Source organism: Candidatus Auribacterota bacterium, from assembly GCA_026392035.1.
Classification (GTDB): Bacteria; Auribacterota; Tritonobacteria; order UBA1439; family UBA1439; genus JAPLCX01.
The window spans coordinates 48588-70340 of sequence record JAPLCX010000064.1 but is presented as its reverse complement, the minus strand read 5'-3'; the positions used below and the strand labels follow the sequence as shown (position 1 = coordinate 70340).

The following is a 21753-nucleotide window of genomic DNA, read 5'->3' as shown; positions in this document are numbered from 1 at the left end:
CCCCTGGTGTCTCTCGTATGGCGCGTCACATGTGTCATCGGGTCCTCTGTCGCGTTTCCCAGCGTCGTCGCTAAAACTCCGGCGCCGGCGCTCTCGGAATGAATCTCAACACGGGTTTGCAGAGCCTTCCATTTAGAATTTACCGCTCGAGACGAGCGCGGTTCGCGTGATGCGTAGCTTCTTGACGCGCTCTTCAGGCCACCCGAGCACTGCCTCGAGCAACTCATGGGGGTTGCAATTACCCCCCTCTCCCACCCGGACGGTGAAGCGCATGCGCGCCTCCCCTCCGCTGTCTCCTCCAACCTCCAGTTCTTTGATCAGGGGTTTTATATCGCGGTATCGTTCCCCTTTTCTCGTCTGCTTTTTTGAAACTAACGCGGGGGCGCTTTTCGCGGCCGCAACCCTTTCCCTCACTTCGCCCGCACACTCTTTTCCCAGATGCACCTCATAACTGGCATAATCAATTGCGGCGCAGAGGGACGCCTGAAACTCTGAAACGGGGCGGAACTCGCGCACCCCGATGCCCTCGGGGAGAGCGAATTGAAGACGCTCCTTCGCGCGCGTGAGATCCTGCCCGTGGACCAGTGCCACATCCAGCATCTCGCCGCAGCCCTCCACTCCCAGAGGGAGGGGGGGACCGAACGACATGAGCGGATGGGGTGAAAAACCTTGAGACATCTTTACCGGCACACCAGCCCTTCGGAACGCCCTCTGCCAGAGCCTGATAAGATCAAGGTGGGAGATAAACTTGATCAGCCCCTCTTTCGAATACGTTACACGATGCATATGTCAGAGACTATTATCTCAAACCCGCAGGAAGGGGCAAGGTAAAACTGGAGGCAAACATGACGAATCCAGATCATACATTCAAGCGCGTGAACCTTAATCCGTCTAATCCTGATCGGGTCGGGCCTGCGGGATTGCGCCCGCAGACCCTCCCACACCACCGGACATGCCGTTTTCAGCATCCGGCGATTGAACCCAGCAACTATAGCATCGCCGCAAGCGTCGAGCTCGTGCATCGCTCTCTTTCAGAAAGTTCGCAGCTCGGCCCCCTCGGAGGCTCCCTCCTGCTCGCTACAGCGGCTTCACCGCCCCGCAAACATTTGGGTCGCCGGAGAAGTTGTCTCCTCGACAGCTCTCCGCGATATATAGCTCCTCTCGGTCTCCGAACCAGTCCCTTCTATAGCTCTGCTCCGTGGTTCTTCGGCCCTTCGCTCAGCCCCCTTTTCGGGGGGCCTCGTCGCTACTACGGCCTCTGCTGACTTCCTCTCCTCTCTCAAGAAGAGGATCTCCCCGGGTAAGCGTTGTCTCTTTCCCCGCGCGCCGTCTGGCTCTACCACGCGCATCTTGATAGCCTTCGGACTTCGCTGTTGCTAGCCAGCTCGTCGCCTGCGCGTCGGCCTCTCTGCCAGTTCGTGTTCCTGCGGTCGCGAGTTCGCCTTCCGCTTCTTTCAGCTTCGCCTTACGGCTACGCCTTGCGGTTTGGCTACGGTTGCCGCTATCAGCTCCGACAAGCTCCTTTCAGCTTGTGAGAAACAACACATGCCGGGCACACTAGAGCACCCTTAAGGGTGCTCTACGTTGTGGAGTATTCTATTTAGCCCCACCGTAACTGAGGGATTACCATTATAACTGTTGTGCTATTTTGTTTGATGTGCGCAAATGGTTTTGGCATCATTAGGGTGATGTACCTAACGGGGTGTACCCGTGGTACGGAAAGAGGGAGGGATTGCCATGCGTTGCTTAATTGCGGTGGCGGCAGTGGCGTTGTGCCTGGCGGCGACGGGCGCTTTCGCGCAGACGTACACGGTGCTTCATAACTTTGCGGGCGGGCTGACGGACGGCGAGTATCCGGCAGGAGGAGTGGTATCCGACGGCGCCAAGCTCTATGGGATCACATCCGCCGGGGGCGCGAACGGATCGGGCATCCTCTACGCAATGAACATGGATGGGAGCGGCTTCACAATCCTCCACAGCTTCGGCCCCGCGCCTGACGGCATGTACCCAAACGGCGTCCCCGCGCCGGCCAACGGCGTCCTGTACGGGACGACCAATGGGGGCGGAGTAAACTCGGCCGGGACCCTCTATTCGATCAAGACCGATGGCAGTGCCTACACGATCCTGTACAGTTATGCCGGAGGCACGTCATGGCAGCCGAGCCCCGTGGTGGTGTCTGGAGACATGATTTACGGATTGACCATTAATGGGGGGACCACTGACGACGGCATCGCGTACTCCATCAAGACCGACGGCACAGGCTATACTGTCGCCTATAATTTCGCCGGCTCCCCGCTCGACGGCAGTTCTCCTTGGGGCAACCTGCTCCTCGAAAACGGGACCCTGTACGGAGCGACCCGGGATGGCGGAAAGTACATCGCAGAAGAAGGGACTCTGTTCTCCATGTCCCCCACCGGAAGCAACCACGCGATCCTGCACGACTTCTCCGGGACTGATGGCGCGGAGCCAGTGGGCGGACTCATATCGGACGGGAGCAGGCTCTACGGCCTGACGCGGTACGGCGGCGTGAACACCGGGCCATACGATTCCGGTGGGGGAACCATCTTCGCCCTCGACAAAAATGGGGCAAATTTCCAGACCCTGCACGACTTCACTCTCGACACCGCTGCGGGGACTTATGGCAGTAAGAAGACGGTCAATAACCTTTTCTGCACCGGTCTGGCAATGGACGGCAACAGGCTCTATGGCACAACGTCTCCCGGGGGCATGGTATTTGCCCTCAAGGGGGTCGGGGTCGGGTACACGGACCCGGGCGCCATCTTCACACTTAACACCGACGGTACCGGCTATACCGTGCTCTACAGTTTCGACGGCATTATCGGGGGAACCGGCTCATTTCCGACAGGGACGCTTCTCCTTGAGAACGGCGCGCTTTATGGCGCAGCAGAGGATGGGGGGACAGAGGATATGGGCGTCGTCTACTCGTTCGTAATACCGCCGGTACCCACGCCGACGCCGGTGCCCCCGGTCGATCTGACGGCGAACAAGACGACGTTTTTCACGACCGATTGGATCGCGGTCAGGGCGAACATATCCGTCATCTCCACTCCGTGCTACCTTTTCGTGCGGTTCATCATGACGAACGGGCAGACGCTCTACTATGAACGGGGAAAAGGGTTCAGGGCTTCGCCGACGCCCTATCTCGGCTTCTCCAGGACCAGCACCGTGGCGGCGCCGATATGGAACTATCCGGTCCTTGACACGCAGTTCAGGGGAATCGCGACGGGGGTTTACTACCTCGAGGGTGGCGCAATTGATCCGGCGAAGACGACCGACATGAACAATCCGCAGTACGTCGGGACTGTCGATAGAAACACCCTGATCGTCCAGTAAGCGATACCAGGGGCGACGGGCATGTATCCACACGCGCAGGGGGGCCGGAAGGGCCCCCTGCTTTTTCCCATATCCCTCCCCCTCCGATGGGGGGGCCAGGTGGAGATGACGACAGGAATTTCAAGAAAGTGCGGTTACATGCGAGAAGGATCTGGCCATAAAGTAATCGTTCAGTAGGTCCGATTGGCTGAGGCTGGGATGGAGGGCACAAGAACGCTTATGTCGCCATCCTTCGCACTTCCGGCGGCGACGCGCCTCAGGCTATCAGCCACACTCGCTGCATATCTTTAGCTCCCTGTCTAGTCCCCGCATACAGCCAGCGAGCCGTAAGGACTGGTGCAGTGTACGAATCGACTTCTGCTCCGGAGGCGCATCCCTGCCCGCCAGGTTGTAGGCGGGCCTGCCCGACGGGAGGCAGGCGGGTGCCTCAGGCGGAGAATCCCGCCCCCCGTTCAAATCGTCTGCCACAAAAACTCCAGACCGCTCTCACCCCCACCCTTCCAGGTGGGGAACTCCAGTGGAATTTGATGGGATGGATACTCGGGGGGACGCATCCTCAGACAGCTACTCGCTGCATATTATAACATCGACATGTCCGCTGCGGCAGTCAGAGGCGCCGCGCTCGATCTCCCGGAGGAGCTCGCGGCAGAGGGCGAGCTGCTGCCTGAGGAGATGGCTCCCCGCCCTCTCCGCGAGCACCGCCTCGAGGTCAGCGACCGCCCGTTCCAGATGAGCCTTCTTCTCCGGAATGATGTCAATCCTATTTACCACGTGCATCTGCGCGATGGCATTGACGATGTGGGCGCGCAGACGCCGCTTCAGCACTGCCTTCGTGCAGCTCTTTCTCTTCCTGCGGCGGTCAGGGCTTCTCAACTTATCCCTGTCGTACGACCGCGTGCTCCCTCTTTTCCTGGTGCAGGGGACTCCGTACCGACTCGATTCGATTTTCACAGTGTGTCAGGTGAGTTTTCGTCCACAAAAACAGGTACCACCAAGGGGAACTATTATAAAGGGCTCCCACCACCTGTTCAGTGATGAAGTTACCGAGGTGTTGGGCTTGTGGGAGAGGCAGCGCGCGCTTCACTTTTTTCGGTCGCTTTATCGAAGCGCCTGTTGAGCTCGTCGATCACCTCCCTGGTTACCTCCAACCCCTTCGCGCCGTAGACGACGGCCGAGGTGTCGAGGATGATCTTGATATGGCGCCTCTGCGCCACGGCCTCAGCGGCCACGCGCACATCGTTCATCAACTTCTGGTACTCGCTGTTCGTCCGCTCCGCCAGGTCCTTCGTCGCGCCGCGGCGATAGGCTTCGAGCGCCACGCTCTTTTCCTTGATGCGCGTCTCCCGCTCCTTCCGCGTCTCCTCGCTCAAGAGCTCTGACTCCTTCACGAGCTTGTTGATCTCATCGAGCATTTCCTGCCCCTTGGTTTCCAGGCTGCTCCTCTCCTTTTCAAGTCCCTCGTAAATGGACTGCGACTTCTTATAGTTTTTAAAGATCGCGTCAATGTCGATGACGGCAATGTCGGTCGGCGAGGGCGCACAGCCGGATATAACAACCCCGAGTAATAGCATGGGAAGAATGTAGCGCATGGTATCTATCCTATATTCGTTTAAGTCGTTTAAGTCGTTCAAGTCGGTTAATAATTAAACTCCTCGCGATTTAAACGATTGGAACAATTTCAACGACTTGAACCCTTTTGTTGTTTGATCAGATTCAGCAGCCCACCCGCGAGGAGGATCCGCCTCCCGCGGCTGCTGAGCTCCAGGCGTGCAGGCACCTGCCTGCGCCGGCTCACATGGTGAATGACCACCCGCTCCCCCGACCTTACCGCAGCCCGCAGCCCGTGCACCCTCAGCCGTTCCCCCTGCGCGAGCTTGCGGAGATCATCCGCGCGCTCCAAGACGAGCGGCACGATGCCGAAATTGACAAGGTTTGCCTGATGGATCCTCGCGAACGAGCGCGCGATTACCGCGGCGACTCCGAGGTATCTGGGCACCAGCGCGGCGTGTTCGCGGCTTGACCCCTGGCCGTAGTTGCTCCCCGCCGCTATGAAACCCGTCCCCGCGCTCATGGCGCGCCGCGCGAACGAGGGATCACGCCGCTCAAATGCGTGCTCGGCCAGCGCAGGAATATTCGACCGGAGCGGGAGGAGCTTCGCGCCGGCAGGCATGATATCGTCCGTGCTCACGTTGTCTCCGCACACGAGCAGTACTTCACCCTCGATCCGATCGGCGAGTTTCGGGAAGCGCGGGAGCGGCCTGATATTTGGGCCCTTGACTACGCGCACCCCTCTCCTGTTTCGCGGCGGGGGGATAATCATACTGTCGTCAACGAGGAAACGCCGGGGCAACCGTATGACCGGCGGCCTGCCCATTTTTCGTGGGTCGGCAATCTCGCCCGCGAGCGCAGACGCAACCGCCACCGCAGTGCTGCAGAGATACACCCCGGCATCAGGCGTGCCCGAGCGCCCCATGAAATTTCGGTTGAACGTCCTGAGCGAAACTCCGCCGGAGGGAGGAGCCTGACCCATGCCGATGCACGGGCCACACGCGTTCTCAAGGAGCCTGGCCCCCGCTGAGAGGATCGCATCGAGCGCGCCGCCCTCAACCATCATCCTGAGCACCTGCAGAGAGCCTGGCGATATGGTGAGGCTCACCCCTGGAGGGATTGTGCGCCCCTCAAGCATCGCTGCCGCCTCGAGCATATCTCGCAACGAAGAGTTGGTGCAACTGCCGAGGCACACCTGTTCGACCCTCACTCCCTCGAGCTCGCTCACCCGCTTGATATTGTCGGGGCTGTGGGGAGCAGCCGCGAGCGGCTCGATCGCGTCAAGGTTGAGATCGACCGTCTGCGCATATACCGCTCCGCGGTCAGCGAGGAGCTCGCGCCAGTGCCTGGGGCGCCGCTGCGCTTCGAGGAATATTTTCGCCTGGCGGTCTGAGGGGAATACTGAAGAGGTCAGGCCGAGCTCCGTCCCCATGTTGGCGATCGTCGCCCTCTCGGGGACGGTGAGCGACGTGAGCGCCGGACCGCCGTACTCGAGTATCTTGCCCCTCCCCCACGTCACGCCGAAACGCCTCAAGAGCTCGAGGATGATATCCTTCGCTGAAACCCATGGCCGCAGTCTCCCGCTCAACCTCACGAGAATGATCTCGGGCATGCTCAGGTAGAACGGCTCGCCTGCCATGGCTGCCGCGACATCCAGCCCTCCCGCGCCGATTGCAAGCATGCCGATTCCGCCGCACGTAGGGGTGTGGCTGTCCGAGCCGAGGAGCGTGCTCCCCGGGACCGCGAACCGCTCCAGGTGCACCTGATGGCATATCCCGTTCCCCGGGCGGGAGAAATATACCCCGTAACGGGCCGCCGCGCGCTCCAGATAGCGGTGATCATCGGCGTTCTGCGGTCCCGCCTGGAGCGTGTTGTGGTCAACGTAGCTCACCGACAGGCCGGCCCTCGTCTTGCTGACACCCATCGCCTCAAACTGGAGGAACGCGAGCGTCCCCGTCGCGTCCTGCGTGAGCGTCTGGTCAATGCGCAGCGCAATCTCCGCACCGGCGACAGGCATCCCGCGCGCGAGATGTCCCGCGATGATCTTGTCGGTCAGGGATCTGCCCATGGATTTTACTTCAATGAGATCTTGAGAGACTTCCCCACCCTGTCAAACTTTATCCTGTCCTCACGGGCCAGCCAACCTAACGCCATCTGGAGAATATCATACGGGACCTTGAGCTCCCTCATGAGTTCGGTGGTGGTTGCCTCCTTCTTTTTCTCCAGCACCCTGTACGCCATACCCGCTGTCTGGCCTATTTGCACCCAGAGCATGATAGCTCCTCCTTTCTCGTAGCGACAATCCGGACGATCGCCTCGCGTCTTCTACACGCCGATCGCGCAGCCTGCGCCCGCGCACATCCGAATGATACCACATATCTGTGAAAAGCGAAAGCCCGGTGACCTGTCCCTAAATGGCGGATTTGCAGGGATCGCCTGCCTGCCGGGGGGCAGGGATTCATCCGACCCGCGTAACGGGCCGCGTGAGCCACGCGGCTCGCGTGATACCTGCCCGCTTCAGGCGGGAAACTTGTCCTGAGCACTTCGACTACGCTCAGTATAAACTCAGCCGAAGGATCAAGCCCCTACAGAATCGCCATTTCTTAATTACGCGCACCCAGTTGGTGAAGATAGTAATCGGTTATCCGCCATTTCGGGTTACACGCCTGCGAGTCAGGCGATTCGTGGAAGAAGAGCTACCGGAGCAGAGTGAGGTACCAGGCGATGAGCTGGTTGCCGTAGAGGAAGGAAGTAACGGCCCCCAGGCAGATGAACGGGCCGAACGGAAGGCGGGAGCCGAGCTCCGCCCTGCCGATGGCGATGAGTGAAAGGCCGATGACCGATCCGATGAGCGCGGCGAGGAAGGTGGTGAGGAGGATGAGGGACGGCCCGAGGAGGGCTCCGATGGCGGCCATGAGCTTGACGTCACCGAAGCCAAGGGCTTCTTTTCTAAACACCCTCCCTCCGATGATGCGGATGAGCCAGAAGAGCGCGCCACCCGTGACGAGGCCTTCGAGAGATCGTATGAGCGCAAGTCCGTGGGATGTCGTCGTGTGGAGCTGGGGGTAGGCGATGCTCGCCACGATGCCGAAGGCAATTCCCCCCAGACTGATCTCGTCGGGAATTATCTGATGTTCAAGGTCCACAAAGAACACGATGATGAGGCTGCACACGAATATCAGAGCAATGACCATCAGCGGAAATGCGTGGGCGAACATGAGTGAGAGCGCGAGAAAACAACCGGCGGTGAGAAGCTCAACGACAAGGTAGCGTGGTGATATGCGGCTCCCGCAGGAGCGGCAGCGGCCCCCGAGGACAAGGTAGCTGACGATGGGGACGTTATCGTACGGCTTTATCGGGGTCTTGCAGTGGGGGCAATGGGATGGCGGAGAGACGATTGACTCCTCGCGGGGCAGCCTGTGGATGCACACGTTCAGGAAGCTGCCGGCGATGGCGCCGAGGATGAAGATGAAGAATCCCAGGAGAATAGTCATTATGTAGTAACCCCTCAGTTATAGGGGGGAAACAGTATGGACGATCATCCACTGATTTCACGGATGAGCACGGATTTTATTATATGTAGTCACTGTCACTCCTGCAAAAGCAGGAGCCCAGGTTTTATGCTGGATCCCTGCCGGCAGGCAGGCCCGCGTTTGCAGGGATGACAATCTAAATCTTGTTCACGACGCATTCAGAATCGAGGCGACTTCGTCCTTTTTTTCCGGCCCTGGCGCCAGAGGATCTTGTTGAGTGCGTTGAGGTACGCCTTGGCGCTCGCCTCGATGATATCAGTGCTCGTGCCGCGCCCGGTTTCGGTATAGGGGCCGCTCGACACCTTCACCGTGACCTCGCCGAGGGCATCGGTGCCTCCAGTGACGGCGCGTAGCGCGTAATCCGCGAGCATGCCCTTGATCCCCGTGATGCGCCTGATCGTTTTCATTGCGGCGTCAACCGGCCCATCGCCGCACGCGGCGTCCTGGAGGAGTTTCTCGTCGCGCACGAGCCTGATGGTGGCCGTGGGGAGTGTTTTGTTGCCGCTCGAGATGCTGATGTAGTCGAGGCGGTACTCTTCCGGGATCGCCGATATCTCGTCCTCGATGATCGCCTCCAGGTCATCATCGAAGATGAACTTCTTTTTGTCAGCGAGATCCTTGAACCTGCGGAACGCCTTCTCAAGCTCGTGAGGGGCGAGCTCATGCCCGAGCTGCCTCAGACGTTCCCGGAAGGCGTGGCTCCCCGAGTGCTTTCCCATGACCATCGAGGTCCCCTTCCAGCCCACGGATTCCGGCGTGATGATCTCGTACGTGGCCCGCTTTTTGAGTACGCCGTCCTGGTGTATCCCCGCCTCGTGGGCGAACGCGTTATCACCCACGATCGCCTTGTTTGGCTGAACCGGAATCCCGGTGAGGCGGCTCACGAGGCGGCTCGTTTTCCATAGCCGGCGGGTGTCTATGCCGGTGTGGGTTTTGTAGAGATCCGGGCGGGTCTTTACCGTCATCACGATCTCTTCGAGCGAGGCGTTCCCGGCCCGTTCCCCTATCCCGTTGATGGTGCACTCCACCTGGCGCGCCCCGCTGAGTATGGCGCTCAGCGAATTGGCCACGCCGAGGCCGAGATCGTTGTGGCAGTGGACGCTGATCACCGCCCTTGAGATATTGGGGACGCAGCTTTTCAGAAAGCGAATGAGCCTGCTGAACTCCTCGGGGGTCGCGTAGCCGACCGTGTCGGGGATATTGACGGTGCGGGCGCCCGCGTCGATCACCGCCCCCACGACCTCTGCGAGGAAGTCCGGTTCCGTCCGCGAGGCGTCCTCCGGCGAAAACTCAACGTCGTCCACGTATCTCCTCGCCTTCCGTACCGAGCTCGCGGCGAGCTTGAGGATCTCGCTCTTCGCCTTTTTCAACTTGTAGCGCCGGTGGATGCTCGAGGTCGCGAGGAAGACGTGGATGCGGGGCCTCGATGCCTTCTCGAGGGCCTTCGCGGCCCGCTCGATGTCCCTGGGGAGCGCGCGCGCGAGGCCTGCGATGACCGGGCCGCGCACGCCGGCGGCGATCTGCCGCACGGCGGCAAAATCGCCCGGCGAGGCGATGGGAAAGCCCGCCTCGATGACATCCACCTTGAGCCGCGCGAGCTGCATGGCGACTTCAAATTTTTCACGCTCGTTCAGGCTCGCGCCCGGCGACTGCTCGCCGTCCCGGAGCGTGGTGTCGAAGATGATCAGTTTCTCGGACATAGATCGATACCTTTATTGGGATTTGGGGTTTGGGATTTGGGATTTTTCACCCTTTCTTCCCTATCCACGCCATCATCCCGCGCAGCTTGGCCCCGACCTTTTCTATCAGGTGTTCCTTCCCCTGCCTCACGAGCGCCTTGTACACCGGCCGCCCTGCCATGTTCTCCAGTATCCACTCGCGGGCGAACCGGCCGCTCCGTATCTCCTCCAGTATGCGCTTCATCTCGGCGCGGGTCTCGGCCGTGATGATCCTTGTGCCGCGCGTGACATCGCCGTACTCGGCGGTGTCACTGATGGAGTAGCGCATGTTCTGGATGCCGTTCTCGTACATGAGGTCCACGATGAGCTTCATCTCGTGCAGGCACTCGAAGTAGGCGATCTCCGGCTGGTACCCGGCCTCCACCAGCGTGTCGAAGCCGGCGCGGATGAGTTCGGTGAGCCCTCCGCAGAGGACGCACTGCTCTCCGAAGAGGTCTGTTTCCGTCTCCTCTGCGAAGGTCGTCTCAATGACGCCCGCCCTCGTCCCCCCGATCCCGCGGGCGTGGGCAAGGGCGATCTGCTTTGCCTTTCCGGTCGCGTCCTGATAGATGGCGAGCAAGCAGGGGACTCCCTTCCCCTCCGTGAAGACGCGCCGGACAAGGTGCCCTGGCCCCTTCGGGGCGACCATGTAGACATCCACGTCCTTGGGCGGGACGATCCGGCCGAAGTGGATATTGAAACCGTGGGAGAAGGCGAGCGCCATCCCCTCCTTCAGTGAGGGCTTGACATCCTTTGCGTAGACGGTCGCCTGGACCTCGTCGGGCAGAAGAAAGTGGATGATGTCCGCTCTCTTTGCGGCCTCGGACGCGGGAACGGGCTTGAAGCCCTCCTTCACCGCCTGCCGGTAGTTATCCGTTCCCTCCAGTTCAGAAACGATTGCCGTGACGCCGCTGTCGCGCAGATTCTGCGCCTGCGCGTGCCCCTGGCTGCCGTAGCCGAGGACCGCGATCGTCTTGCCTTTCAGGATACGCATGTTCGCATCCTTGTCGTAGTAAATCTTGAGCATAGTATCCTCCCTTGGTAGTAACCCGCGATCGACCATGCTAACTCAAAAGCCAAAAGTAAAAAGGCAAAACCACAATTCAAAAGTCAAAACTTCTTCTTGCCCTTCATCGTTAATATGCTCGCTGCTAATATATTAGCCAATTCGTTCGTTTCATTGAGAAAAGGAGCTATCATATCAGGAGATGCCTTACCGGAATCCTTGATAAGGCCGCGCCAGAACTTGCTTTCATTCGCCGACTTAAGGGCATGATTGTAAAAATTGATAAAATCCTTTCTTGAGCTTGCGGCTTGTGCCTCGATAATATTTGCTCCAACGGATGTTGCTGACCGAAGAAGCTGTTTTCCGATAACCTGCGAAATATAATCTTTTGACAGGCTTTCAAGAAAGCGGATTATTTCGAGCGCATAGAGGTATGTCCGCTTCTTAAGATCATAAACCCTGTCATTCATCTCTGTTTTGAATTTTGGCTTTTGGTTTTGCCTTTTGCGTTTTGACTTTTTATTTTCTCGCAATTGCAATCTTGCCCGTCCTGACGAGCTCCCTGATGCCGAACGGTTTGAGCAGGCCGAGCAGCGCGTCGGCCTTGTCTTCAGTTCCGGTGAGCTCCACCGTCACATAGGAGTGACCGACGTCAACGATTTTCCCGCGGAAGACGTCAACGATCTGCATCACCTCGGGGCGGGCCTGTGCGGTGGTGTGCACCTTGACGAGGACGAGTTCGCGCTCCAGGAAATTCTCGCCCGCGTAGTCCTGTACCTTGATCACGTCAACGAGCTTGTTGAGCTGCTTGGTAATCTGCTCGATGACGCGATCGTCCCCGCGTGAGACGATCGTCATCCGCGAGACAGTCGGATCGGTCGTCTCCGCGACGGAGAGGCTGTCGATATTATAACCCCGTCCGCTGAACAGGCCGGCGATCCTCGCGAGGACACCGAATTTGTTTTCCACGAGCACGCTGATGGTGTGCTTCATGACATTGATATCTCCATATGCGTATACAGAACTCCGGGTGTCTCGTGAAAAAGTCAAAAGTCAAAACCACAATCCAAAAGTCAAAAACAACGGTACGCCCATGCAACCCTCTTCTCCCCCTTTTGAATTTTGCCTTGTCATTTTACCTTTTGCGCTTTGACTTTTGCGTTTACACTAGTTCCATTCCCTTGATCATCTCTTTCACCGAGGCACCGGCGGGCACCATGGGGAAAACGTTTTCCTCCGGGGCGACCACGAACTCTATCACCACCGGCTTCTTCGTCTGGAACGCCTTCTTCAGCGCGGGCACGACCTCCTTCTCCCTTTCAACCCTCAGTCCCATGGCGCCGTAGGCCTCGGCCACCTTCACGAAGTCAGGAACGTAGGGAGGGCATTTTCCCGCCGTGCCGTCACAGATCTTCGGGCAGTGGACATTGCGCGCGAGGCAGGTCGATGCGTAGCGGCCCTTGTAGAAGAACTGCTGCCACTGCCTCACCATGCCGAGGTACTGGTTGTTGAGGATGAGCACCTTGACCGGCAGGTCGTAGTTCACCGCGGTCGTCAGCTCCTGTATGTTCATCTGGAAGCCCCCATCGCCGGATATGACCACGACGAGCTCTTTGGGCAAGCCGGCCTGAGCGCCGATGCCCGCGGGGAAGCCGTATCCCATCGTCCCGAGGCCCCCGGATGAGATGAACGTCCGCGGTTTTGTCACCCTGCAGTACTGCCCCGACCACATCTGGTGCTGGCCGACGTCGGTGGCGACAATCGCCTCCCCTTTCGTGAGCTCCCGCATCTTTTCTATCACGAATTGGGGCTTCAACGTTCCGATCTTCATGTCGTAGGTGAGCGGGTGCTTCACCTTCCAGCCTTTGATCGTGCTCAGCCACTCGGTGGAATCACATTTCCTGATGAGCTTGTTGAGCTCCTTCAGCACGGCCTTCACGTCCCCGATGATGGGGACATCCACCGTGACGTTCTTGTGAATGGAGGCGGGGTCTATGTCAATATGGATGATGTGTGCGTGTGACGCGAATGCGGAGAGCTTGCCGGTCACGCGGTCGTCAAAGCGAGCGCCCACGGCGATGACGAGGTCGGCCTCCGCCATGGCGTAGTTTGCGTAGACCGTGCCGTGCATCCCGAGCATCCCGAGCGAGAGCTCGTGCGTTTCTGGGAACGCCCCCAGCCCCAGCAGTGTGGTGGTCACCGGTATCTCTGCCTTGACGGCGAGCTCCTTGAGTTCTTTCGCCGCGCCGGAACTGATCACGCCGCCGCCGGCATAGATGATCGGCTTTTTCGCCTTTGCGATTTCCGCGGCGGCGCGCTTGATCTGCTGGGGATGCCCCTTGTAAGTCGGCTTGTACCCCCTGATCTCGACGCTCTCCGGATAGGTCTGCGCCGTCTCGGCCTTCTGGATATCCTTGGGAAGATCGATCAGGACAGGCCCCGGCCTGCCCGTGGAGGCGATCAGGAACGCTTCCTTCAGGATTCGGGGGAGGTCGTCAACATTGCTGACGAGAAAGTTATGCTTGGTGATTGGCCGCGTGATTCCGACAATGTCCGCCTCCTGGAAGGCGTCGTTGCCGATCATCTGCGTGGAGACCTGCCCGGTGAGGGCGACGAGGGGGACTGAATCCATATACGCGGTGGCAATCCCCGTGACCAGATTGGTGGCGCCTGGGCCGGAGGTGGCGATGCAGACGCCGACCTTCCCCGTGGCGCGTGCGTAGCCGTCGGCAGCGTGGGCCGCCGCCTGCTCATGGCGGGTGAGGATGAAGCAGATGGGCGCCTCGTACAGCGCGTCAAAGACGTCCATGATGGCTCCGCCAGGGTAGCCGAACATCACCTGGACATTCTCCTTGAGCAACGCCTGGACGACGATCTCGCACCCCTTCATATCGTAATAACCCCCAATCGTACAGCGTCGTTCGTATTTCGTATATCGTAGACTAAGACGACGAGTATTGTGTGTCCATCATTCTGCCGGATCTTAAGATATTTGAAATTCTCTAGCCTTTCTACTTTACTGCGAGATACGAAGTACGAATGACGAACAACGGTTGCTACTTGCATATGGCTCCCGTGGCAGCCGAGGTGACCGAGCGGGCGTAGCGCACGAGGTATCCGCTTTTGACCTTCGGCTCCGGCGGCTTCCATGCCTTCAGGCGAGCGGCGAGCTCGCGCTCGCTCAGGGCAACGGTGAGTGTGCGCTGCGGCATGTTGATCTCTATTTCATCCCCATCCCTGACGGCTGCGATCGGACCGCCCTCCATCGCCTCGGGTGAGATGTGGCCGATGCAGGGCCCCTTTGTCCCGCCGGAGAAGCGGCCGTCGGTGACGATGAAGACATGGTCGGCGAGCCCGATCCCCACGGTCGCCGCGGTGAGCAAGAGCATCTCCCTCATCCCCGGTCCTCCCTTGGGGCCCTCGTAGCGGACGACGATCACCGTGCCGCGGGGGATGCATTTTTCCATCACGGCCTTCATGGCCGCCTCCTCGCAGTCGAATACCGCGGCCCGCCCCTTGAACTGCCTCATCTCTGGTTTGACCGCGCTCTGCTTGACGACGGCTCCCTCGGGGGCCAGATTTCCCTTCAGGATCGCGATGCCTCCCTCGGGGCTGTACGCTTCCTTCAGTGGCTTGATCACCGCCTGGTCGTACACAACGCCCTCTGTGGCAATCCGGAGGATGCTCTTCCCGCTCACGGTTGCCGCATCCTCAAGCTTCTCTTTGAGCACCGAGAGGATCGCGGGAATGCCGCCCGCGCGATGGAGATCTTCCATGCACCAATCGCCCCCAGGCTGGAGGCTCGCGATGTGCGGTGTGTCTTTTGACACATGGTCGAATGTTTCCAGAGGGAGCTCGATCCCGGCCTCGTACGCGATTGCCGGTATGTGGAGGACACTGTTCGTCGAACCGCCGAGCGCCATATCGGCGCGGATGGCATTGGAGAACGCGGCGCGTGTGGCGATCGCCCGCGCGGTGATCCCCTGCCGCACCAGCTCCACGATCCTGCTCCCGCTCGCCTGAGCGATGCGGAGCTTCTCCGATTCAACCGCCGGCGCCGTCGCGCAGCCCGGCAATGAAAGTCCCATCGCCTCCGTCACGCACGCCATGGTGTTCGCGGTGTAGAGGCCCTGGCAGGAACCGGGCCCAGGGCAAGCCCTGATCTCAAGCTCCCGGAATTCCTGCTCATCGATCTCTCCCGCTTTGAAGCGGCCGATCGCTTCGAAGGTGTCCTTGGCGAGGGAGAGCTTCCTCCCCCTGTAGTGACCCACGAGCATCGGCCCGGCGGTGACCACGATACCGGGGAGGTCGAGGCGCATGAGCCCCATGAGCATCCCCGGCGTGATCTTATCGCAGTTCGTGAGGAGGACGAGGCCGTCGAGTGCGTGCGCCCGGGCGACCGTCTCAATGGAGTCGGCGATGAGCTCGCGCAGCGGCAGCGAGTATCTCATCCCCTCGTGCCCCATGGCGATCCCGTCGCAGACGCCAGGGATGCCGAAAAAGAACGCGACGCCCCCCGCGGCGAAGATGCCACGCTCGATGAATCGCTCCAGTGTGCGCATGTGCACGTGGCCCGGGATGAGATCGTTCCAGGACGTGGCCACGCCGATAAACGGTTTTGACATATCTTCGCGCCCGATCCCTGTCGCGAACAGGAGGGCGCGGTGGGGCATTCGCTCGATCCCCTTGGTGATCGCCTCATGTTTCATCGGCATGACAGTCTCCCTGTGAGAGAATGCCCCATGATATCCTATCGCGGGCGATTTTTCACCTAATTTCATACATCAGGGAAACAGGCTGTAGTGTTCATCCGTGTTAATCTGTGTTCATCTGTGGTTACACATTAGTGTGCGTATATGATTGATGTGAGTTGACTACGGGATACTACTGTTTGCCGAGGGCCTCGAGCGCGAGTCGTGCGGCTTCCTGCTCGGCCTCTTTCTTGCTCCGTCCGGAACCCCTGCCGAGCGCCACCCCCTTGATCCTGACCTCTATTTCGAAAAACTTGTCGTGCTGCGGGCCATGGCTGCCGAGCAGAACGTACTCGGGTATGGCGCCCCTGCGCTCCTGGCTGTAGTGCTGGAGCAGGTTCTTGTAGTTCAGGCTGTGCCGTGTGGTCTCTATTTTCTTCAAATCCTCTTCAAATAACGCCTCCGTGGCGCGCCGAGCCTCCTCGATTCCCGCGTCGAGATAGAGCGCGGCCAGCAGGGCTTCAAGTGCGTTCGAGAGATTCGATGGCCGCTCGGCGCCCCCGCTCGATGCCTCACCCTTCCCGAGGTAGAGGCACGGACCGAGCTCGATTCTCTGAGCGATCCCGGCGAGGGTTCCCTCGCTCACGAGGACCGATTTCATGAGGGTGAGCTCGCCCTCGGAGCATTTCGGGTAGTGCTCGAAGAGGTGTTGGGTGATGATCAGCCCCAGGACGGAGTCGCCGAGGAATTCCATCCGTTCGTTGCTGGATCCGCTGGCGTCCAGCTTCTCGTTCACGTAAGAGGAATGGGAGAGCGCCTCAACCAGCAGGGCCCTCTTCCTGAACCGGTAGCCCAGCCTCTCCTGGAGATGGTCAAGCTGTTGATCATCGGGCATAACGACCTCGTCGGGATCGCTATTATATAGGAAACAAACGAGCGCTGCACGAGCATAGTGGGGGTCTGTCGGCGACGTTACCCCAACTTTCCCAGAATGATGCGCGCCGCCGTTGCCGCGCCGTCGGTGGGTATCTCGGGCCAGCGGAACGAATCCGGCCCCTGGAAGAAGGCATCAAGGTGTCTCCGCCATAATCCCGCGTGGAAGTCATCTCTGGGGAGGTAGTGCCACCGGCAGTAGGTTTTTACCGCTGCCTCCATCACAGGATATTCCCTGAAGTTGTCGCGCGAGGTGTACATGAGCGGGGTCCGGTTCGCGATACATTCAGCGACGGTGCAGTATCCCGGTTTGCTGATCACGCAATCGCTCGCCCGGACGATGTCCGGGTGTGGGATGCCGGCCCTGTCCTCCGGGAGTATCATCTGTTTCATCCGGCCACTGACATTGAAAAACGAGATGAAAATGTAGTCGCCGAACTCCGGGGCCGGCGTGTCCGCCACGATGCCCGCATTGTCGTGGCCGCCCATCGAGATGAACACCACCTTCCTCGTCTCTCCCTCCAGTATCCCGAGGCGGCTCCGCACCTCATCGCGCGGGAGGGATGCCGAGCGGCTGATGAGGGGAATGTCCCTCACCGTGCGGAACACGCTCATATCACCGTGGAAAGGGAGGCGCAGGAGAAGGTCAGCGCGAGCGTAGGCCTCCCTCACACAATCGACGAGATAGCGGTAGCGGGGGTGCTCCTCGGCGTATTCTTCATAGATCCAATCCCATGAAAAGTTTCCGATGGCGATGCTCTTCACGCCTGAGGCCGCGGCCACGAGGAACGCGAGCGGGGGGATGTCGCCCACGATGAGGTCAATCTTCTCCCGCCGGACAAAATCAACCTCGCGCCGCACGAGGGGATCTATGTCGCGGTAGAAGTCGGCATTCTCATCGAGTGTGCGCGCCACGTCGAGGTGCAGGCTGTCTTTCTGGATGGCGCCGATGTCGCACTGCACGGCCCGGTGCCGGAGTGGCACGGCGGGGGCCTCATTGAAGACCCACGGGGGCATCATCCCCGCGACATGCAGTTGAGCTGACGGATCTTCCCTGTGGATCCACGAGAGGAGCTCCTTCATCCTCATCGCGTGGCCCAGGCCGTGGCAGCTTATGTAGAATGCGATCCGTAGCATGTTATTATTGCCTTTTATGGGGGCAATTATCCGTAGGGGCTTGATTCATCAAGCCCGCTTAAAGAGAAGGTATAGTCGCGGGTTCGATAAAACCTGTCCTGAGTACTTCGGCTACGCTCAGCATAAACTTTGCCGAAGGATCGAACCCCTACACTACCAAGGCGGACGGCTATTAAAACCCCTCGCATCTCAGAACAAGCGCGCCCGCACTTTCACTTGCTGGATGAATTCCCTGAGGGTCTTGGCGTCCAGCGTGGAGAGTTTTCCGAGGAGTTCGTCGGCGTTCTTCATGATGCGGCGTGTGGCGGCGGGGTCATGGGAGAGCGCCTTGAGAAAGCGCCCCGCCTCAGCGGGATCCATCTGTTCCGACGCGGCGCCGAGCCATGAGATCATCTGGTCTATCTGGACCGGCGCTACCGTATTGACGATCCTGTCGCCGTCTTGGAGAAGTGGCGCGGTGCGACTGGCGGGAATGAGCTCAAGGTACGGCTCCCCGAGGAGACTTTTTGAGCGTATGGTCGCCTTGAGGTCTCTCCTCAATCCTGCGGAAGAGGCGACGCGGGTGGTGATGAGCGCGTTGCCCGAATCAAGTTTGAGGTCCTTGATGTAGCCCACCTCCACTCCCGACACGGCCACCGGCGCGTCTTTCACGAGGCCGCAGGCGTGGGAGAATACGAAGGTAACGTCTATCCCGTCCCGGACCCGTATCCTCGAAATCTTGAGCGAGATGTAGCCGAGGATGAGCGCGGCGGCGATGACGAAAAGCCCCACGGTGATCTCGGACCTGAATCGCTTGTCCATAGTTGCCTCCTTTATGCGCGTGTGTAACCCGTGTCGCGCGAGAAAAATTTCACGAGGAGCGGCTCGCGAGACCGATAGATTTCCTCCTTCTCTCCGTATGCGATCAGCCGCGTGTCATAGAGGACACCGACCCGGTCTGCGATCTTGAATGTTCCGGGGATATCGTGGCTGATGACCACAAATGTACAGCCGAGTTTCCGCTGCATGTCGAGGATGAGCTCGTCTATTGCGTCAGCCATGAGCGGGTCCAGGCCGGACGTCGGCTCATCAAAGAGGACGATCTCGGGGTTCAGCGCGATGGCCCTCGCCAGGCCCACCCGCTTGCGCATCCCGCCGCTCAGCTCCGAGGGCCATTTCTCCTCGCACCCCGGCATGCCGACCAGCGCGAGCTTCTGGGCGACGGCGCGCGCGATCTCCGTCTCCGTCATGCTCGTGTGCTGCCTCATGGGGAACGCGACATTGTCTCCCGCAGTCATGGAATCGAGGAGGGCGCCGTCCTGGAAGAGCATCCCCATCTTTCGCCTGAGGCGGTAGAGGCTCCGCTCATCCATGCTGGTGACATCCTCGCCATCAACGCGCACGGCGCCGGAGTCCGGCTTTTCCAGCCCCACCAGCATCTTCATGAGCACGCTCTTGCCCACGCCGCTCGGGCCGATGAAGACGGTGATCCTTGAGTCCGGGATCGTGCACGAGACGTCCTCCAGGACCTTCAGATCGCCAAATGATTTGTACACCTTAATGTATTCGATCACGTTCTGTATCTCGTATATCGTATTTTGTATCTCGTCCTTAGAGTTTTTTAATTAAGTTCCGTAACATTCGCGATTCGTGATCCAACTTTTCGAGCAGGCTTTGGCGTGAGGACGTATCGAGGTAACCCAATTCGCAAGCTATCTCAATTTGGGTTTCCAGTTCAGCACAAGATCCGAGGGCTACGAAAAGCAGCTGGCGGTATTCTTTGTTGTGATACCTGCTGAAACCTTCTGCTATGTTTGATGGAATGGAGACTGCCGCCCGCCGCATCTGGTTGGTGAGGCAATATATCTCCTCAGGCGGGAACGTTTTTGTTGTCGTATAGATTTCTACCACAATCAGTTTCCCCAACTGCCACACCTCAAGATCCCTAAAACTGATTATTTTGTCTTTCATTCTTCATGTCCCTTGTGCATGTGCTTGCGAGATGCACAATACGAGATACGAAATACGAGATACGCCTCACGAGTATTTAGCCGTACATGAGCTCACTTAAAAGGTAATTCACAATAATGCATACGACGCACACGCTCACCACCGCCCTGTTGGTTGCCCTCCCCACGCCCTCGGGGCCCGGCTCAGAATAGTACCCCTGATAACAGCTGAGTAGGCAGATCAGGAGCGCGAACACCATCCCCTTGACCATGCCGAAGAAGATGTCGCTCATCTTTGTGTAGCTCGCCACATTTTCCATGAAGGTGCCCGAGCTGACGCCGAGCTGGAACACGGAGACGCAATATGCGGCGGCGACGGTGAAGAAATCAGCGAACACCACGAGGATCGGGAGGGCGATCAGCGCGGCGATCGCGCGCGGGGCGATGAGGTACCGGTAGGGATTGACCGCCATGACCTCGAGCGCGTCTATCTGCCCCTTGACGCGCATGGTGGCGATCGAGGCGGCCATGGCGGTGCCCGCCTTGGCCGCGACCATCGATCCCGCGACGATGGGGCCCATCTCGCGCACGCAGGCGAGGGCGACGAAAATCCCCACGAGATTCTGCCCCCCGAACTCCCTGAAGACGTAGTACCCCTGGAGGGCGATATTGCCGCCGATGAACACGGCGACTGCGCACACGATAAAAAGCGATTGAACCCCGATGCGGTACACCTCCTCGATCACAGTGGCGACGAGCGGCGGCGAGCCAAAGGCCCAGTGCATTGCCCGCGCGCTGAAGATTCCCCACCCTCCAACCTGCGCGATCCCCGCAGCGAGTGGGTTGTGCCGATTGTCTGTGACCATGTGCCGCCTCAATCAGTTGGCTGATGCGAGAAGCGAAGCCCCTGTAGGGGCATGAGTTATCGTGCCCGCTCGCATTATTTGGCTAGCGCGAGAAGCGCTGATGTCAAGAAGTAGTTCACCCCCAGAAAGGTGATGATGGAACGGACGACGGCATCGTTCGCCGCCCTGCCGACGCCCTCCGCCCCCCCTCTCACGTGGTAGCCGTAGTAGCAGCTTATCAACCCGATGATGAATCCAAAGACGAGGGTCTTGATGATCCCTCCCCAGATATCTATGATGTCCACGAAGCTGTAGAGATTCGCCATGAAGGCTCCCCGGTTGACCCCCTTGAGTATCACCGCCGAGACATAGCCGCTGATGATCCCGCTGAAGCATGCGATCGCGTTCACGATGGGGCACATCAGGGTGAGCGCGATCAGTCGTGGGGCGACGAGGTGCTGAAAGGGGTTGACCGCCATCACCGAGAGGGCGTCCACCTCCTCCTTGACGCGCATGGTTCCGAGCTCGGCTGCCGCCGTGCTGCCCGCCTGCGCCGCCATCATGATTCCACAGAGGCCGGGAGAGAGTTCACGCAGGAGCGACGCCGCGAGGATGCTGCTCAGCATTCTGTCCACGCCGAAGAGATTGACGATGTGCAGTCCCTGGAGCGTGATGATCATCCCGAACGGGGCGACCACGCCGATCACGGGCACGAGGCAGCGCCCGCCCACGCGGGCCATCTGCCTGAGTGTCTCCCTGAAGAAGAAGGGAGGCCTGAGGGCCCATGAGATGCTCCTGATCCCGAAGAGCGCTATGGCGCCAACCTCAATGATGAATCGCATGGACGGTTATGTAGCCCTCTGAAGTTGTTTATTCTTACCATATTCCGCCCGAATCCGCAACGCCGGGAACAGTAATATATTTAAACCACAGATGCTCACTACGGTAAAAAGCATAAAGTTGAAAGAATATCGCGCTCCTTATACGTTACACCTTACACTTCAAACTGTCGGCCGTGGTAACCAACTGCGTGCATCCTGTTTCATAATATGTATCTGTA

21 protein-coding genes are annotated in these 21753 nt (G+C 59.4%); 1 reads left to right on the top strand and 20 read right to left on the bottom strand.

The window, feature by feature from the left end; genetic code table 11:
• Positions 1-132 precede the first annotated feature (132 nt).
• A complete protein-coding gene (locus NTX71_06495; GenBank protein ID MCX6339552.1) occupies positions 133-786 on the bottom strand; it encodes a TIGR03936 family radical SAM-associated protein in 654 nt (217 codons plus the stop codon).
• A gap of 302 nt (positions 787-1088) precedes the next feature.
• Positions 1089-1349: a hypothetical protein gene (locus tag NTX71_06490; protein MCX6339551.1), complete on the bottom strand. Its 261-nt coding sequence runs from the start codon at positions 1347-1349 to the stop codon at positions 1089-1091.
• Positions 1350-1737: 388 nt separating this feature from the next.
• Here NTX71_06490 and NTX71_06485 point away from each other — a divergent pair, with 388 nt between their 5' ends.
• Positions 1738-3354 (top strand): hypothetical protein, encoded by a 1617-nt coding sequence (locus NTX71_06485; protein MCX6339550.1) that lies wholly within the window; start codon positions 1738-1740, stop codon positions 3352-3354.
• 564 nt (positions 3355-3918) lie between these two features.
• On the opposite strand, the gene NTX71_06480 is transcribed toward NTX71_06485, so the two are convergent.
• The 18 genes from NTX71_06480 to NTX71_06395 all read right to left on the bottom strand — a co-directional run bounded on the left by NTX71_06480 (position 3919) and on the right by NTX71_06395 (position 21535).
• Positions 3919-4305: a hypothetical protein gene (locus tag NTX71_06480; protein ID MCX6339549.1), complete on the bottom strand. Its 387-nt coding sequence runs from the start codon at positions 4303-4305 to the stop codon at positions 3919-3921.
• 89 nt (positions 4306-4394) lie between these two features.
• Complete coding sequence (locus NTX71_06475; protein MCX6339548.1) at positions 4395-4943, bottom strand: OmpH family outer membrane protein; 549 nt, start codon at positions 4941-4943, stop codon at positions 4395-4397.
• 89 nt (positions 4944-5032) lie between these two features.
• Positions 5033-6970: an aconitate hydratase gene (locus NTX71_06470; GenBank protein MCX6339547.1), complete on the bottom strand. Its 1938-nt coding sequence runs from the start codon at positions 6968-6970 to the stop codon at positions 5033-5035.
• A 5-nt stretch (positions 6971-6975) separates the two neighbouring features.
• Positions 6976-7176, bottom strand: coding sequence for a winged helix-turn-helix domain-containing protein (locus NTX71_06465; GenBank protein MCX6339546.1), 201 nt, complete (start codon positions 7174-7176; stop codon positions 6976-6978).
• 422 nt (positions 7177-7598) lie between these two features.
• The gene (locus NTX71_06460; GenBank protein ID MCX6339545.1) at positions 7599-8396 is read right to left on the bottom strand and encodes a prepilin peptidase; all 798 of its coding nucleotides are present in this window, start codon (positions 8394-8396) and stop codon (positions 7599-7601) included.
• Positions 8397-8593: 197 nt separating this feature from the next.
• Positions 8594-10135: a 2-isopropylmalate synthase gene (locus NTX71_06455; GenBank protein ID MCX6339544.1), complete on the bottom strand. Its 1542-nt coding sequence runs from the start codon at positions 10133-10135 to the stop codon at positions 8594-8596.
• 46 nt (positions 10136-10181) lie between these two features.
• Positions 10182-11180 carry a ketol-acid reductoisomerase gene (ilvC, locus tag NTX71_06450; GenBank protein MCX6339543.1) on the bottom strand — a complete coding sequence of 333 codons (999 nt, stop codon included), beginning with the start codon at positions 11178-11180 and terminating at the stop codon, positions 10182-10184.
• 83 nt (positions 11181-11263) lie between these two features.
• Positions 11264-11692 carry a four helix bundle protein gene (locus tag NTX71_06445; protein ID MCX6339542.1) on the bottom strand — a complete coding sequence of 143 codons (429 nt, stop codon included), beginning with the start codon at positions 11690-11692 and terminating at the stop codon, positions 11264-11266.
• Entirely contained in the window at positions 11679-12152 is a 474-nt protein-coding gene (gene ilvN, locus NTX71_06440) for an acetolactate synthase small subunit (GenBank protein ID MCX6339541.1), read from the bottom strand. The genes NTX71_06445 and ilvN overlap by 14 nt, the downstream gene beginning before the upstream one ends.
• A 169-nt stretch (positions 12153-12321) precedes the next feature.
• Entirely contained in the window at positions 12322-14049 is a 1728-nt protein-coding gene (gene ilvB, locus NTX71_06435; GenBank protein MCX6339540.1) for a biosynthetic-type acetolactate synthase large subunit, read from the bottom strand.
• A gap of 166 nt (positions 14050-14215) precedes the next feature.
• Positions 14216-15868 carry a dihydroxy-acid dehydratase gene (gene ilvD / locus NTX71_06430; protein MCX6339539.1) on the bottom strand — a complete coding sequence of 551 codons (1653 nt, stop codon included), beginning with the start codon at positions 15866-15868 and terminating at the stop codon, positions 14216-14218.
• Positions 15869-16043: 175 nt separating this feature from the next.
• A complete protein-coding gene (gene rnc, locus NTX71_06425) occupies positions 16044-16745 on the bottom strand; it encodes a ribonuclease III (protein ID MCX6339538.1) in 702 nt (233 codons plus the stop codon).
• 77 nt (positions 16746-16822) lie between these two features.
• A complete protein-coding gene (locus tag NTX71_06420) occupies positions 16823-17920 on the bottom strand; it encodes a hypothetical protein (protein MCX6339537.1) in 1098 nt (365 codons plus the stop codon).
• Positions 17921-18109: 189 nt separating this feature from the next.
• Positions 18110-18721, bottom strand: a complete 612-nt coding sequence (locus NTX71_06415; protein ID MCX6339536.1) for an MlaD family protein — start codon at positions 18719-18721, stop codon at positions 18110-18112.
• A gap of 11 nt (positions 18722-18732) precedes the next feature.
• On the bottom strand, positions 18733-19473 hold the full coding sequence (locus tag NTX71_06410; GenBank protein ID MCX6339535.1) for an ABC transporter ATP-binding protein: 741 nt from the start codon (positions 19471-19473) through the stop codon (positions 18733-18735).
• 37 nt (positions 19474-19510) lie between these two features.
• Entirely contained in the window at positions 19511-19870 is a 360-nt protein-coding gene (locus tag NTX71_06405) for a four helix bundle protein (protein MCX6339534.1), read from the bottom strand.
• 76 nt (positions 19871-19946) lie between these two features.
• Positions 19947-20714, bottom strand: a complete 768-nt coding sequence (locus NTX71_06400) for an ABC transporter permease (GenBank protein ID MCX6339533.1) — start codon at positions 20712-20714, stop codon at positions 19947-19949.
• Positions 20715-20788: 74 nt separating this feature from the next.
• On the bottom strand, positions 20789-21535 hold the full coding sequence (locus tag NTX71_06395) for an ABC transporter permease (GenBank protein ID MCX6339532.1): 747 nt from the start codon (positions 21533-21535) through the stop codon (positions 20789-20791).
• Positions 21536-21753: the final 218 nt, after the last annotated feature.